This is a genomic window from Intrasporangium sp. (genome assembly GCF_035688975.1).
In the GTDB taxonomy this organism is placed as follows: domain Bacteria; phylum Actinomycetota; class Actinomycetes; order Actinomycetales; family Dermatophilaceae; genus CALMNV01.
In genome coordinates, this window is record NZ_DASSMH010000156.1 from 1 (window position 1) to 13444 (window position 13444).

15 protein-coding genes are annotated in these 13444 nt (G+C 74.0%); 3 read left to right on the forward strand and 12 right to left on the reverse strand.

Translation table 11 applies throughout. The features are described 5' to 3' along the window. Nucleotides 1-280 precede the first annotated feature (280 nt). Both VFJ94_RS16320 and VFJ94_RS16325 read right to left on the reverse strand, forming a co-directional pair. Nucleotides 281-547: a metal-sensitive transcriptional regulator gene (locus VFJ94_RS16320; RefSeq protein ID WP_325005284.1), complete on the reverse strand. Its 267-nt coding sequence runs from the start codon at nt 545-547 to the stop codon at nt 281-283. Nucleotides 548-602: 55 nt separating this feature from the next. Then, nucleotides 603-1004, reverse strand: a complete 402-nt coding sequence (locus VFJ94_RS16325) for a DUF302 domain-containing protein (protein ID WP_325005285.1) — start codon at nt 1002-1004, stop codon at nt 603-605. 343 nt (nt 1005-1347) lie between these two features. On the opposite strand from VFJ94_RS16325, the gene VFJ94_RS16330 reads away from it, so the two are divergent. The 3 genes from VFJ94_RS16330 to VFJ94_RS16340 all read left to right on the forward strand — a co-directional run bounded on the left by VFJ94_RS16330 (nt 1348) and on the right by VFJ94_RS16340 (nt 3840). After that, nucleotides 1348-2733, forward strand: coding sequence for an MBL fold metallo-hydrolase (locus tag VFJ94_RS16330; protein WP_325005286.1), 1386 nt, complete (start codon nt 1348-1350; stop codon nt 2731-2733). A 48-nt stretch (nt 2734-2781) separates the two neighbouring features. Continuing rightward, entirely contained in the window at nt 2782-2961 is a 180-nt protein-coding gene (locus VFJ94_RS16335) for a hypothetical protein (RefSeq protein ID WP_325005288.1), read from the forward strand. 75 nt (nt 2962-3036) lie between these two features. Then, the gene (locus VFJ94_RS16340; RefSeq protein WP_325005289.1) at nt 3037-3840 is read left to right on the forward strand and encodes a sulfite exporter TauE/SafE family protein; all 804 of its coding nucleotides are present in this window, start codon (nt 3037-3039) and stop codon (nt 3838-3840) included. On the opposite strand, the gene VFJ94_RS16345 is transcribed toward VFJ94_RS16340, so the two are convergent. From VFJ94_RS16345 to VFJ94_RS16390, 10 genes are read right to left on the reverse strand one after another with little or no spacing between them, the layout of a single operon-like run. Next, nucleotides 3812-5263 (reverse strand): MmgE/PrpD family protein, encoded by a 1452-nt coding sequence (locus tag VFJ94_RS16345; protein ID WP_325005290.1) that lies wholly within the window; start codon nt 5261-5263, stop codon nt 3812-3814. The two genes, VFJ94_RS16340 and VFJ94_RS16345, sit on opposite strands and share 29 nt — an antisense overlap. Then, on the reverse strand, nt 5260-6246 hold the full coding sequence (locus VFJ94_RS16350) for an LLM class flavin-dependent oxidoreductase (RefSeq protein ID WP_325005291.1): 987 nt from the start codon (nt 6244-6246) through the stop codon (nt 5260-5262). The genes VFJ94_RS16345 and VFJ94_RS16350 overlap by 4 nt, the downstream gene beginning before the upstream one ends. Continuing rightward, entirely contained in the window at nt 6243-6920 is a 678-nt protein-coding gene (locus tag VFJ94_RS16355) for a hypothetical protein (protein ID WP_325005292.1), read from the reverse strand. Before VFJ94_RS16355 ends, VFJ94_RS16350 begins: the two co-directional genes overlap by 4 nt. Beyond that, entirely contained in the window at nt 6917-7291 is a 375-nt protein-coding gene (locus tag VFJ94_RS16360; protein WP_325005293.1) for a hypothetical protein, read from the reverse strand. Before VFJ94_RS16360 ends, VFJ94_RS16355 begins: the two co-directional genes overlap by 4 nt. Nucleotides 7292-7313: 22 nt before the next feature. Further along, the gene (locus VFJ94_RS16365) at nt 7314-7877 is read right to left on the reverse strand and encodes a hypothetical protein (RefSeq protein WP_325005294.1); all 564 of its coding nucleotides are present in this window, start codon (nt 7875-7877) and stop codon (nt 7314-7316) included. Beyond that, a complete protein-coding gene (locus tag VFJ94_RS16370; protein WP_325005295.1) occupies nt 7870-9363 on the reverse strand; it encodes an MmgE/PrpD family protein in 1494 nt (497 codons plus the stop codon). The genes VFJ94_RS16365 and VFJ94_RS16370 overlap by 8 nt, the downstream gene beginning before the upstream one ends. Then, the gene (locus VFJ94_RS16375; protein WP_325005296.1) at nt 9360-10769 is read right to left on the reverse strand and encodes an MmgE/PrpD family protein; all 1410 of its coding nucleotides are present in this window, start codon (nt 10767-10769) and stop codon (nt 9360-9362) included. Before VFJ94_RS16375 ends, VFJ94_RS16370 begins: the two co-directional genes overlap by 4 nt. Continuing rightward, a complete protein-coding gene (locus tag VFJ94_RS16380) occupies nt 10766-11605 on the reverse strand; it encodes a cyclase family protein (protein ID WP_325005297.1) in 840 nt (279 codons plus the stop codon). Before VFJ94_RS16380 ends, VFJ94_RS16375 begins: the two co-directional genes overlap by 4 nt. Then, on the reverse strand, nt 11602-12468 hold the full coding sequence (locus VFJ94_RS16385) for a CoA ester lyase (RefSeq protein WP_325005298.1): 867 nt from the start codon (nt 12466-12468) through the stop codon (nt 11602-11604). Before VFJ94_RS16385 ends, VFJ94_RS16380 begins: the two co-directional genes overlap by 4 nt. Continuing rightward, on the reverse strand, nt 12465-13292 hold the full coding sequence (locus tag VFJ94_RS16390) for an IclR family transcriptional regulator (RefSeq protein ID WP_325005299.1): 828 nt from the start codon (nt 13290-13292) through the stop codon (nt 12465-12467). The genes VFJ94_RS16385 and VFJ94_RS16390 overlap by 4 nt, the downstream gene beginning before the upstream one ends. Nucleotides 13293-13444: the final 152 nt, after the last annotated feature.

The following is a 13444-nucleotide window of genomic DNA, read 5'->3' on the forward strand; positions in this document are numbered from 1 at the left end:
GACGTGCTCGACGCGATGATGCTGCCCCTGTTCCCGTGGCAGCCGGGGCCCAAGTCGCACTACGTGCGGATCGACCCGACGTCGGTCACCGGACGCCGGTTCACCGCGGCGAGGACGTGACCGAGCCCAAGCGAGACGACGGCGGCTATCGGTCCGGTGGCCACATCCGCAGCAGCACGCGGCCATCGATCCTCCCGAGGTCCACGGGGCCGAAGTCGCGCGAGTCCACCGAGCGCAGGGGGCCACGCCTGCTCCGTTGGGGTGGCCCCTCGGCGGCATCTCAGGCGAGGGTGAGGAAGAGCTTTTCCATGGTGGCCTGGTCCTCGGCACTGATGCCCTCCGGGCTGGAGAGGCACTGCCGCATGCCGGAGGAGACGATGGCGAAGCCGGCGCGGTCCAGAGCGCGGCCCACCGCGGCGAGCTGCGTGACGACGTCCTTGCAGTCCCGGCCCTCCTCGATCAGGCGGATGACACCGCCGAGCTGGCCCTGGGCCCGACGCAGGCGGTTGATCACGGGGGTCATGTCGGCGGCGTTGAGAGAGACCATGAGACGTCCTTCGGATACGGGGGGGGCGGTTGGAGGTGGCGTGGTGGGCCGCGGGTCAGGCGGGGGCTGGTGCGAGGCTGTCGAGTGCGGCGGTGAGCCTGGCCCGGGCGTCTGCGGCGACGTCCGCCAGTGCCGGGTTGTCCGTGAGCTGCACCAGAATGCCCGGGTCCATCGCCTCGACGGCCGTGCGGTTTGCTCCGAGTGAGCGAACGACGACGTTGCAGGGCAGGAGCAGGCCAACGGACGGCTCTGCCTCGAGAGCGGCCAGCGCCAGCGGCGGACGACAGGCGCCGAGGATGACCTGTGGCTCGATGTCGGCGTCCAGCTTGGCCTTCAAGGTGGCCCGCAGGTCGATCTCGGTCAGGACGCCGAACCCCTGCTCCGAGAGGGCCGTGCGGGTCCCCTCGAGGGTTTCGTCGAAGCCGCGGGCGAGGATGGTGCCTAGGGCGTATCCCATGTCGGTGCTCCTTTCTGTCGGGGTGAAGACGGAGAGGTCCTGGGCCGGTCCGGCGCCGCCCGGCGGTGCCTCGACGGCTTCGCGAGCAGGTGGGGGTGCTCGTGGCAAGTATACCGACCGGGGTATGCCGTGCCGCGTGCCGGTCGTGCCTTCACGGTGGGCCGACACAGCGCTCCGGCTGCAGCGCTCTGCCGGCGGCGTTCCGCGCCCGCACTTGACGTGCATGCCCCGGCGGGTATTAGGCTCGGGTCCCGAGGCATACCCCGCTGGGTATGTCCACCGGCATGCGGATCGCCTGCGTGCCCCCCTGCCTGCCTGCCTCTCCGGAAGGACCACCGCACCGATGGCCACCATCGTCCCGATCGAGACGCCCACCCTCGGCGACCGCAGCTACCTTGCCCACGACGGGCGCGTGGCCCTCGTCGTCGACCCGCAGCGAGACATCGACCGCGTCCTCGCCCTCGCGGAGAACGCCGGCGTCCGGATCACGCACGTCTTCGAGACCCACATCCACAACGACTACGTCACCGGCGGCCTCGCGCTCGCCCAGGCGACCGGCGCGGCCTACTGCATCAACGCCGCCGATAAGGTCTCCTTCGAGCGCACCCCGATCCGGGACAGCGAGGTCGTGGACATCTCGTCGTCCTTGCGGATACGTGCCATCGCCACTCCCGGGCACACCTACACCCACCTGTCCTACGCTCTCGAGGACGGTGGCGAGCCGGTCGGTGTCTTCACCGGCGGGTCGCTGCTGTTCGGCGCCACCGGACGGCCTGACCTCCTGGGGCAGGAACACACCTTCGACCTGGTCCACCGCCAGTACGCCTCGGCCCACCGGCTGGCCGGGGAGCTGCCAGAGCAGGCCCAGGTCCTGCCGACCCACGGTTTCGGCAGCTTCTGCTCCACCGGCTCCACCGGCTCCACCAGCGGCGCGAGCGCCTCGACGGTCGGTGAGGAGAAGCGGGCCAACCCAGCGCTCACCCAGGACGAGGAACGCTGGGTCGCCGAGACCCTCGCGGGCCTGGACGCCTACCCGGCCTACTACGTGCACATGAGCGCGGCCAACGCTGCCGGGCCGCGTGCGGCTGACCTGTCACTGCCCGCCACGGCGGACGCGGCGACGCTGGCCAGGCGCATCGCCGGCGGGGAGTGGGTCGTGGACCTGCGCACCCGCACCGCATTCGCGGCCGGGCACGCCGCCGGCACTCTCAACTTCGGCCTGGACGGTGAGCTCTCCACCTACCTGGGCTGGTTGATCCCATGGGGCACCCCGCTCACCCTGCTCGGCGAGAGCCCGGACCAGATCACCGAGGCGCAGCGCGAGCTCGTGCGGATCGGCATCGACCGCCTTGCCGGCGCGGCCACCGGCACCCCCGAGGACTGGACCGACGCGCCGGTCGAGCGCCTCCGGCGCGCCACGTTCGCCGACCTGACCCAGGTCCGCCACCACCGCGGCATCAGCATCCTCGACGTCCGGCAGGTCTCCGAGTTCACCGCAGGCCACATCGAGGGGGCCGTGCACGTGCCCCTCGGTGACCTGCTCGACCGCCTGGAGGACGTCCCGGACGGCGAGGTGTGGGTGCACTGCGGAAGCGGCTACCGCGCCTCCGTCGCGGCCTCGGTCCTCGCCGCCCGCGGCCACAGCGCCGAGAACGTCGTCGTCGTCGACGACAGCTTCGACGAGCACGCCGCCGCCTCCGGCCTTCCTGTGGTCCCCGCCAAGGGCTGACCACGCCCGCCACCACTGCAGCGACGACAACCCTCAAGGAGCGCCATCATGTGTCGGCCCGCCACCTGCAGGACCTGCGGCAAGACCACCTGGGCGGGGTGCGGTCAGCACGTCGAGCAGGTCATGGCCAACGTCAGACCCGCGGAGCGCTGCCCCGGCCACCCGGTGGACCGCGGCTCCGACGCCGGGAGCGGCTCGATCCTGCGCGGGCTCTTCGGCCGCGGCTGAGGCCACACCCCCGATCGGGGCGGCGCCACCCTTTGGCGGCCTCCCTGCCCATCCCGGCCCGTGAGAGGACGTGCCGTGCCGCTCCTGACGATCCCCATGGGGCTGCTCATCGGGCTGGCCCTCGGGGCCCTCGGTGGTGGCGGCTCCATCCTCACCGTCCCCGCGCTGGTCTATGCGTTGGGACAGGCGCCCAGGACCGCCACGACAAGCTCACTGCTGATCGTCGGCACCAGCTCCCTCCTCGCGCTGGTCCCGCACGCCCGAGCCCGCCGCGTGCGCGCCGGACAGGGGCTCCTCTTCGGGATCCTCGGCACGGCGGGATCCTTCGGCGGCTCCGCGCTGTCGGCTCGTGTTCCACGCGAGGTGCTGCTCGGCACGTTCGCCGCGCTCATGCTCGTCGTGGCCACCCTGATGCTCCGCCGCTCGGGCGACCAGCAGGAGGAGGGCCCAGACGTCAGTGCCCAGCGCCAGATGACGCTGCACCCTTTCACCTGCGCCTGTGCCTGGGTGGCCAGGCTGGTGCTCACGGCTACCGCCGTCGGCCTGCTGACCGGCTTCTTCGGCGTCGGAGGTGGCTTCGCCCTCGTCCCCGCCCTGGTCCTCGCTCTCGGCTACGACATGCCGACCGCGGTGGGCACGTCCCTGCTCGTCATCGCCGTCAACAGCGGGACTGCGCTCCTGGCCCGCCTGTCCGGCGAGGACAACCACCTCGACTGGGCGCTCATCGTCGGCTTCACCGCCGCCGCCGTCACGGGCAGCCTGGTGGGCGGGCGCATCACCTCACGCGCCAACCCTCAGCACCTGGCGCGCTCCTTCGCCGTGTTGCTCATCGCCGTGGGCCTCTACACGGCTACCCGCAGCGTGACCGACCTGTTCTGAACCAGACCTGCCTGAGCGCCGGCGCACCAGTCCCCACCACGACCTCGTCGGCGACGACGGCGAGGGCGGAGCCCGCACCGCTCCGCCCGACGAGGAAGGCGTCGAGGCACCGCTCGAGCGCGCCCTCGGACAGGACCGTCTCGACGTTCGACGCGAACTTGGCCGCCACCTCGTCGGCCGACAGCGGGTCGGCCGGGTTGCCGCGCGCGTTGCGGACGTGGCAGGAGGCCGTGCGGCCGTCCCGCCACGTGACGGTCACGGTCGTGGGCCGTTCCCGAGGCAGGGCGGCGCTGAACTTCGCGTTCTCCCGCAACGTGATCCGCCGCGCGAGCTCGCGGACCTCGGGACGGGCCAGCCGCTCCGGCAGGAAGCCCGCCGCATGGAGCTCACCGTCGCGCAGGAGGGTGGCCAGACACAAGGGCATCGAGAACCGCGCGTGCAGGTCGGAGCGCGCGTCCACCGCGTCCAGGCCGGCGGCATACGCGAAGGTGTCCACGAGGACGTGGTCGACATCACCGGGTGCGACCCGGCTCGACGGTTCGCCTCCACCGTCTGCCAGCGCGCCTGAGAGGGCGTCGAGCGCGGGATGAATCCACCGGGCGCAGGCATACGGCTTCAGGTAGCTGTCGAGGAACGTCCACCGTGAGCCCAGCCCGGCAGTGAGTCCCGGCAGGTCACCGACGTCCTCCATGACCGAGGCCTGGAGCACGGCGCCGGCCGAGGTCGGGTCGAGCCCGCCGCGGAGGCCGGCCTCGGCGGCGGCGCGGGCGCCGTAGTAGGCGCCGAGGCCCGTCCAGGCGTTGCGCACGGTCCCGCCCTGCATGGGCTGCCACAGCCGAGCGGCCGCGAGGAGGCGCAGCGACTGTCCCATGGCTGTGGCCAGCTGGGCGGGTGAGTGGCCGCGCAGCAGGCTCGAGGCGACCGCGGCGGCCACCGGCCCGTGAAGCCCGTGCGGGTGCATGCCGGGCCGCAGCGACGTGGCGGTGCCGAAGCGGAGCCCGACCTCCGTGGCCACGGCGAAGGCCCGGACGAGCTCGTCGTCCGAGGCGCCCCGGGCCGCGCCCTGGAGGACCACGGGAAGGACGTGCGGGGCAGGGTGGGCGGTGGGCACGGGCGGCAGGCGGTGCCCCTGGGGGTGGAACGAGCCCCCGGAGTCGGCATCCAGCCACGTGGCCGCCGCGCCCAGCCTGAAGAGCGCGGCGAAGGGCAGGTCCTCGCCCCTCAGGTCCCCTGCGCCCAGACACTCTCGCATCCGCCTGACCTCGGGGTAGCGGGTGCCCCCGACGAGCGCTCCGAGCGTGTCGAGCAGCAGCACCCGCGCGAACGCGTCGACCTCCGCGGGCAGCCGGGTGCGGTGTCCGGCCGCGGCGAAGGCGGCCAGTGCTTCGAGGCGGGCCGGGAACGGCAGGCTGTCGGGCGTCACGGCGAGTCCTCCCGCGTGGGGGTGCCGGTGCGGACCACGGCGCGCGCGGCGAGGCCCAGCTCAACGAGGTCGGTGAGGACTCCAGGCAGCCCGCCGGCGAGGATGACGCCGGAGATACCGGCCGTGACGAGCTCGCCGAGGCGCAGCGCGACCGCCTCGGTCGTGGCGGCCAGGATGAACCGGTCCCGGACCAGCTGCGCGGCTCGGACGTGCGGCGAGCCGCCGGTGTCCTCGACGCGGTGGGCCGGGCTGGTGCCGTGGCGCCGGTAGTCATGGGATGCCGCGAGGTCGGCCACCTCGCGGGCCAGGTCGGCTCCGACCCCGTACCAGTCCGGGGCCGCCACGACGCGGGAGGCGCACGACCCGAGCAAGGAGGCACCGGCCGTGGCCGCCCCTGACGCGTCCTCGGCGATGACGACGCGCAGGAACGCCCACACTCTGGCCTCGCCGTGTGCGGCCCGGGCGTGCTCGGCCGCAGCGGCGACGGCGCTCGGGTGGACACCGACGTCGAGCAGGACTCCGCCGAGTTCGCGGGCGGTCACCTCGATCGTCCGCGGCCCGGAGGCGGCCCCCATCAGGGGCAGCTGGGTCTGGGTCTCGTCGAGGCGAGAGCGGAGCGCGGCGAGCAGAGCGGCATACTCCCTGAGGGCCGGCGGGCGCAGTCCCTCGTTGGCGAGCGAGCTCTCCCCTCGTCCGACGACCGCGGCCACCCGGCCGGGGAAGTCGCCGGCGAGCGTGGAGAGCGCGCTGGCCGCGCGCGCGGGATGGACGAGCGGCAGGGACAGCACGCAGGGACCTGCCATGACCTCGGGCTCGGCCGAGAGCACCCTCGCCGTCTCCACGAGTGGATCGGGGAAGAGGCGCGGGCTGTCGGCGAACCCCAGGCCGCTGAGGCCCGCCGCACGCGCCTGTCGCGCGATCGTCACGGGATCGATCTCGCGGCGCGGACGGGCAAGGTTGAGCAGGACGGGTATGCCGCTCACGGTGCCTCCCGGGTGGCCAGGACCTCCAGGGCCGTGCCGGGCGCGGCGAGCACCCCGCACCGGAAGAGCTGCACCGCCAGCCACCCGGCGGCCAGGCAGTGGCCAGCAGCGAGGCCGGCGAGGTGCGGCGTGGCGCCGGCCGGGGCGCCGGCCCCGACATCGACCGGGGTCACGAGCATCAGGCCGGCGGCCAGCTCGGCCACGGCCGCGAGCTCGTCTCCCTCGATGCCGGAGGCGACGGCGGCGCACGCACCGGCGGCGACGGAGTCGGTCGTGAGGCCGGCGCGGGCGGGACCCTCCGGGGCGGGCGGCCAGAGCCGGCGCACGACCTCACCCGCCCACACCGCACGCGCCAGGCGGACCGGCTCGGCGGCGTCGCCGGCGGCGACCCGCGCGAGGAAGGCCAGCCGGGCCGCCCATGGGGCAGAAAGCCGCTCGAACCGCTCGCCGTTCCAGAGCAGGGCCGGATAGGTCGATGCCGTGTGCGGCGTGCTCAGCAGCGGGGTGTCGCCCGGGTCCTGCTGCGGGGCGAGCTCGGACAGGTCCGGGTCGGGGCCGAGCCTGCCCAGGTGCGCCAGCTGCGCCTGCGCATCGGCGAGGATGGCCTCGGCCGCGGGCGGGGCCACGGTGAGTGCGGCGTCGAGGGCCTCGGCGAGCGGTGCGGACACGGTCACCGGCTGGAGTCGGCGAGGGACTCGCGGGTGACCTCGGTGGGCGTGGCGGTGACGTAGAACTTGAACCGCGTGCGTCCGGCCGGCCCGCGGTCGAGAGGGATCGGGTGCTCGGTGAACCAGTCCCGGTAGGCACGGTAGGCCGCCTCGTCGGCGAAGTGCATCTCCGCGATGCGGTAGAAGGTCTCACCTGCCGCGATCTGCGCGGTTCCGCCGGAGGCCGACGTCACGCGGCCCTCGACCTTGTTGAAGACGATGCGCTCGAGGTATGGGTTGGCGAGCAGGTCGGGAGCGTGCACCTCGAAGAGCCACTTCTCGTAGTCCTGCTGCGTGATGCCGTCCTCGATGTCGTAGCCGAGAATGGTCTTGAACATCAGGTGTCTCCTTGGTGTGCGGCTACGGGACGAAGGTGAACGACTGGGCGCCGTCGCCGAAGCCCTCGAGGCGCACCCGGACGGGGCGGATGAGGACGCCGACGAGGTCGGCGGCGACCTCCTCGGGGGAGCGCAGCGGCGCCCGCGTGTTGCCGCGGGCCCGCTGGGCGGTCACCGCCGCGCGGTAGACCTGCTCGGTCCACCCCGGGGGCATCAGGACCGCCTCGCCGCGGACTGCCACCACGCGGGGAGGCAGCCGTCCGAGGTCGAAGACGTGCGGACGCTCGTTGGTCGCTCCCGGTCGCGGGGAGCCCACCCACGTGACTTCCGTCTGCGGACGGCGCCTCCACTGCTCGATCCTGCGGTGCCCGCGGCGCTGCACGGTGGCCACGCTCCACTCGTCGAGGAGGAATGCCGTCATGGTGCGGGTCACGGGGTAGCCGCGCGCGTCGAGGGTCGTCAGCTGGGCGAATCCCGCCTCGTCTCGCACGAACCGCTGGGCGAGCGCTCGGGCCGTCGCCTCGGTGGCGTCCGCAGTGGTGCCAGGGGTGGTGCCAGGGGTGCTGCCAGGGGTGGTGTCAGACATGGGCGGTCCTCGTCGCCGCCTCGGGCCCGGTGCCGCCGGCGGCCCGGGGCGCGGGCGGCCGCCCGCCCTCGGCACCGGCGGCGGCGCGGCGGAAGGCGAGGCCGAGCTGTCGTGGCGAGTGCCGCTCGGGCCACTCGGCCAGCACCTGCTGCAGCGGCGCGGCGCTGTCCCCGAAGGAGCCGCGCAGGAGCCTCTCCGCCTTGGCGCGGAGCGCCGGGCGGGAGGCGGCTCCGTCGGCGTATCCGCGGGGACGGGCGCTGTGGGCGGAGACGGAGGTGCCGTCGCTCAGGGTCAGCTCGACCGAGGATGGCCGGCCATCGGGATACCCGGCGTCCAGCTCGGGCGCGTGGGTGACCTCGACGCGCGCGGCCAGCTCGCGCACAGCCCGGCTGCGAACCTCCGAGTCGGTCAGCACGTCCTCCGTGAGGCGACCATGGCGCAGGGCCAGGGCGACCGCGGTCGGGATGCTGAAACGGGCCTGGAGCTCGTTGTCGGCCGGGGCCGCGAAGGCGCTGGCGGCGGCATACGTGCGGACCAGCACGTGCTCGACGTCGGCCGCGCTGTGAGATGCCCGATGTGTCGACAGGATGTCGTCGAGGGCGTCGAGGACGCCGTGCAGGTGCGCGCACGCCGGGTGCAGCTTGAGATATCCGCGCATCACCTCGTAGGCCTGCCAGCCGTCGGCGTCCCCGACCGGCAGGCCGGCCCAGTCGGCGGCGGCGTGGCGGCCCAGGAGACGGTCCAGGGTGCCGGGGGCCGCACGCAGGCCCGAGGCCGCGGCCTGGCCGAGCCACAGGCCGTGCGCCACGGAGGCACCGAGGAAGGCGTGGCCGCCCGGGTGCCCACCGAAGACCGTCTCGGCGTCGGTCAGCAGGATGGCGGAGGACCCGAGCTCGATGGCGGCGGCCATGGCAGAGGCGTCGCCCGGAGCGAGCAGGTGCGCCGTGCCGGCGGCTGCAGCCACGGCTCCCCACGTGCCGATGTCGTGGACTCCCGGCGGGGTGCCCCGCATGGCCGTGCCGATCCGGGCACCGACCTCATAGGCGGCGAGCACGGCGGAGAGCATGGCCTGGGCCGAGCAGTCCCGCTCCTCCGCCAGGGCGAACACCGCGAGGACGACGTGGGACCCCGGGTGACCGCGAGCCACGCGGTGGCCGTCCTGCAGCTGGTCAGCCGCGGCTGCCGAGCCGTTGAGGGCACAGGCGAGCGCCGCCTCCCGAGTGATCGAGGTGCCGAGCACCGTTGCGCGACCGTGTGACTCAGTGTCCGCCACCAGCTCGCGCAGCGCGCGCAGCTCGCCCCGCCGGCTGCCCCACGCCGTGACGGCCAGGGTGTCCACGACGAGGTCGCGGACACGCTGGCGCACCTCGGCCGGTGCATGGGCGCAGGTCGTGCCGGCGGCCGCGGCGGCGAGGTGCTCGAGCCGAGCGCCTCCGGCAGCCGGTCCCGAGCCTGGCCGCCCTGGGCCCGCGGTCCCGGCGCTCATGACCCGACCAGGCTCATCAGGCGCGAGACGGAGCCGCCGGTCGGCAGCGCGTAGGCCGCCTCGGCCACCTTGGCGGCGTCCGCGCCGTCCAGCCGGTGGCTGGCATTGGTGCGGAACTTCTGCGCCAGCTCGTCGGCGGACAGCGGGTTGCCCGGGCCACCCCGGTTGACGTCCACGCGCACCTCGCGGCGGCTGCCGTCACGAAGCAGCGCCCGGACCACGGCCGGGAACTGGTTCGGGAAGATCTCGTCGCATCGGGCGTCCGGCACGCAGCGCACCTTGGCCGCCAGGGCGAGGCGCCGCTCGTCGCGCGACGCCTCGTCCGTGAAGTCCTCGTGGCCGACGCCGAGTCCGCCGCCGCCGACGAGGGCGGAGGCCACGGTGAAGGGCCCGCTGAAGGCCGCGTGGTAGCCGGACTCCGGGCGTGCCTTGGCCTCCGGCGGCTCCGCGATGGTCCGCAGCACGGGCGTCGGGACGCCCAGCTCGAGCTCGACGACGTCATCCGGGGTGACGCCGTCGGCGCGCAGCCGCAGGGCCGCGTCGATCCCGGCATGCGTGAAGTGGTTGCACGGGTAGGGCTTGAAGAAGATGCCCGGCAGCTCCCACTCGACGCCCAGGCCGGCGACGACGGCGTCCACGTCGGCCTGGTCGCCGCAGAAGGCGTGCAGGAAGCCGAACCGGCCCTCGATGACGGTCGGTGGGCCGGTCAGGCCGCTCCTGGCCAGCTCGGCCGCCACGACGCCCGAGTGCGCCGCCCAGCCGCAGTGCATCCGCTTGACCGTCCCCCCGGTCCGGTTGGCCTCGAGCAGCCCGGCGCCCATGCTGGCGGCGATCCCGATGGCGTCCGCGATCCCCTTCTCGTCCAGCCCCATGAGCATGGCGGCGGCGACCGCCGAGCCGACCGCGCCACAGATCGACGTCGCGTGCTGACCTCGGTCGAAGAAGACGGAGTTGCCGAGCCGGCGGTCGTACCCGCCCATCCCGAGGCGCACGGTCACCTCGATGCCCATTCCGGCCGCGTCGAGGAGGGCATGCCCCGTGCCGCCGGTGGCCTCTGCGACCGCCAGCGCGGCCGGGACCACCGACGACGAGGGATGCAGCACGGAGGGCAGGTGGGTGTCGTCGAAGTCGAGGGAGTGCGCGAGGGTGCCGCCCACCAGGGCGGCCGTGGCGGCGGGCAGCCGTGGTCCGCCACCGATCACGGTGGCCTGGCCGGCCCCGCCCCACGCGGCGACGACCGTGGAGACCGCGCGGGCGGCGGGCTGGTCCACCGCAGCGAGCGAGTTGCCGAGCACATCGAGCACCCGTCGTGCGACGTCGTGCCGAAGCTCCCCGGAGAGGCCGTCGCGGGCCACCGCGGCGGCGGCGGAGGCCAGCCGCCCCGAGACGGTCTGCCCGGCGGTCATGCCGCCAGCACCGCGACGGGACGGATCGGCGAGCCCGTGCCGCCGACGATGCGCAGCGGCGCCATGACGAAGAGAAACTCGGTCAGGCCCAGCTCGGAGGCCGCCTCGAGGTTGAGGTGCTCGATGATGTGGATGCCGGCCTCCACGAGGAGGACCCGATGCACCGGCAGGACCGAGTGGCCGGCCCCCGGCTTGATCTGCTCGTAGGCCGTGGTGTCGGCTCCGGTGGTCGCAACCCCGGCCGAGGCAAGGTACTCCGCGGCCTCCGTCGTGGCGCCCGGGACGCCGTCGCTCTGGCCCAGGTAGGTGGCGGCGGTCCCGAAGTGGCGGGCCCATCCCGTGCGGACCAGGGCGACGTCACCGGCGCCGAGCCGGACGCCGGCCCGGTCCGCGCTCTGACGCAGGTCGTCCGCGGTGATGCCGTAGCCGGCGGGGAGGACGTCGACGCCCTTGGTGGCGGCGACGTCGAGCAGCACCCCGCGGGTGAACAGGAAGGGGGTGTGCTCCGCCCCGAGCGCCGAGAAGCTGCCACCGGCCTGCGCGGCCGCGGCGTCGACACCGCCGTGCAGCCTCCCGTCGTGGCTCACGTGGGAGAGGGCGTCGACATGCGTCCCCACGTGGCCGCCGGTGACGATGATCTCGTTGGACGCCGAGCCGCCGTCGGGACGGACCATGTCGCCGTGGCGCCGCATGAGGGTCATCCGGAACCCGGGGTGGTTGGGGGAGCACGGCATACCGGTGAAGTGGGGCTGCCCGAGCTCCACCGTGCTCGTGGTGCGGGCTGCCTCGATCAGGCTCCGGGTGGCGGCCGCACGGCTGCTTGCCTCGGTGGTCATCGGTTCTCCTCGGTGGGGGACGGTGCTGGTGGGCTCGACGGGTCAAGGCTGGCCAGGGTGAGCACGAGCTGGGCCTGGGCGACGACCGCCGGGTCGACGAAGCGCCCGTCCGGCGTGAGGACGGCGGCGTCCCCCCGCTCGCGGGCCCGGTCGTAGGCCGAGAGCAGCTCTCGGGCGCGCGCGAGCGCCTCCCCGGCGGGGCGGTAGACCTCGTGGACCGGCGAGACCTGCCGGGGATGGATGACGGATCGGCCGAGGAAGCCCCGGTCGCGTCCGTCGGCGGTGGTGGCGCGCAGCCCCTCGAGGTCGGCCACGTCGGTGTAGACGCTCTGCACCGGGGAGGGCAGCCCCGCCGCCCGGGCGACGACGACGATCCACCCTCGCGCCCAGTCGAGACCCCGCTCGGCGACCCTCAGGTCTGCTGCCAGGTCGGCCTCGCCCAGGGCGATGCCCGCCACCTGCGGATGCGCCTCGGCAAGCTCACGCGCAGCCCTCAGGCCGCGGGCCGTCTCCACGAGCAGCTGCAGCGGACAGCCCAGCGTCCCGGCCAGCACGGCCACCTCCTCTGGATCCTCGGCCCGGGGCACCCGGACCCCGTCCGCCGCCGACCCGGCAAGCGCCGAGGCGTCCGCCTCCCCCCAGGGCGAGGTGAGGGGGTTGACCCGCACCCACACCTGGGGCCGTTCGGCGGGAAGGTCCCGCAGGATGGACAGCGCTCCCTGCCGCGCCTCGTCCTTGCGCTCGGCGGGCACCGAGTCCTCGAGATCGAGCACGACGGCATCCGCGCCCGACGTGAGAGCCTTGCGCGCTCGTTCGGCGTGGTATGCCGGGACGTAGAGCCAGGTGCGCAGGACGGCGCTCACGAGGCGTCCTGCGTCATCTCGTGCGGAGGTCCACCGCGCCAGCCGAGTCCGCGCGACACCTCGTCCGCGGCGGCCCGCACGTGCGGGATCAGGGCCGCCCGGGCCTCGCCGTGCATCCGGTATGCCGGTCCGCACACCGACAGCGCGCCGACGACCTGGCCGTCGAAGCCGAAGATCGGTGCGGCCACCGACCCGGCTCCCTGCTGACGCTCGCCATCGGACTCGGCGACCCCCCTGGCCCGAACGTTCTCGAGGCGAGCCTGCAGCTCGCGGGCGTCGGTGACCGTCTTCGTGGTGAGCGCCTCGAGCGGATGGTCCGTCAGGTAGTCGCGCCGCTCGGCCTCGGGGAGGAACGCGAGGATGCACATGCTCGACGACCCGGCGTGCAGTGGGAAGCGACGTCCGAGCTCGACGGTCATCTTGATCTCGCGCGTGCTCTCGATCTGCTCGATGTAGGCGCGCCCTCCCGGCACCCGGGCGGAGATGGTGACGGTCTCTCCGGTGACGCCGTGCAGGCGCCGCATGACCGGGAGCGCCGCGGTGCGCAGGCTGGACTCACGCAGGGCGCGGGCGCCCAGCGATGCCAGCGACGGCCCGAGGGAGTACTCGCGCGTGTGCGGATCGCTGACGAGGAAGCCGCGCTCCAGGAGACTCGACAGGGTGCGGTGGACGACGGTCTTGGACAGACCGAGGGACCGCGCGATCGCGGAGACACCGAGCGAGTCGGGTCCGTCCGTGAAGAGCAGCAGGACGTCGGCGACCCGGGTCGCAGTCTCGGTTCCCCTGCGCTCCGTTCCCTTGGGCTCCATTGTCTTGGGCTCCATGGCCACAGTGGCGCTCCTCTACCCGCCCGCCCGGCGCCGTGTCCCACGGGCCGGCCGCTGATGTGTGTTGCCCGACTCACTGCCAGTGTTCCTGTCAGTGGAACGGAGTATGGCAGCGACGAAACGCCTCACGCAAGAACCCGCCGCCGGTC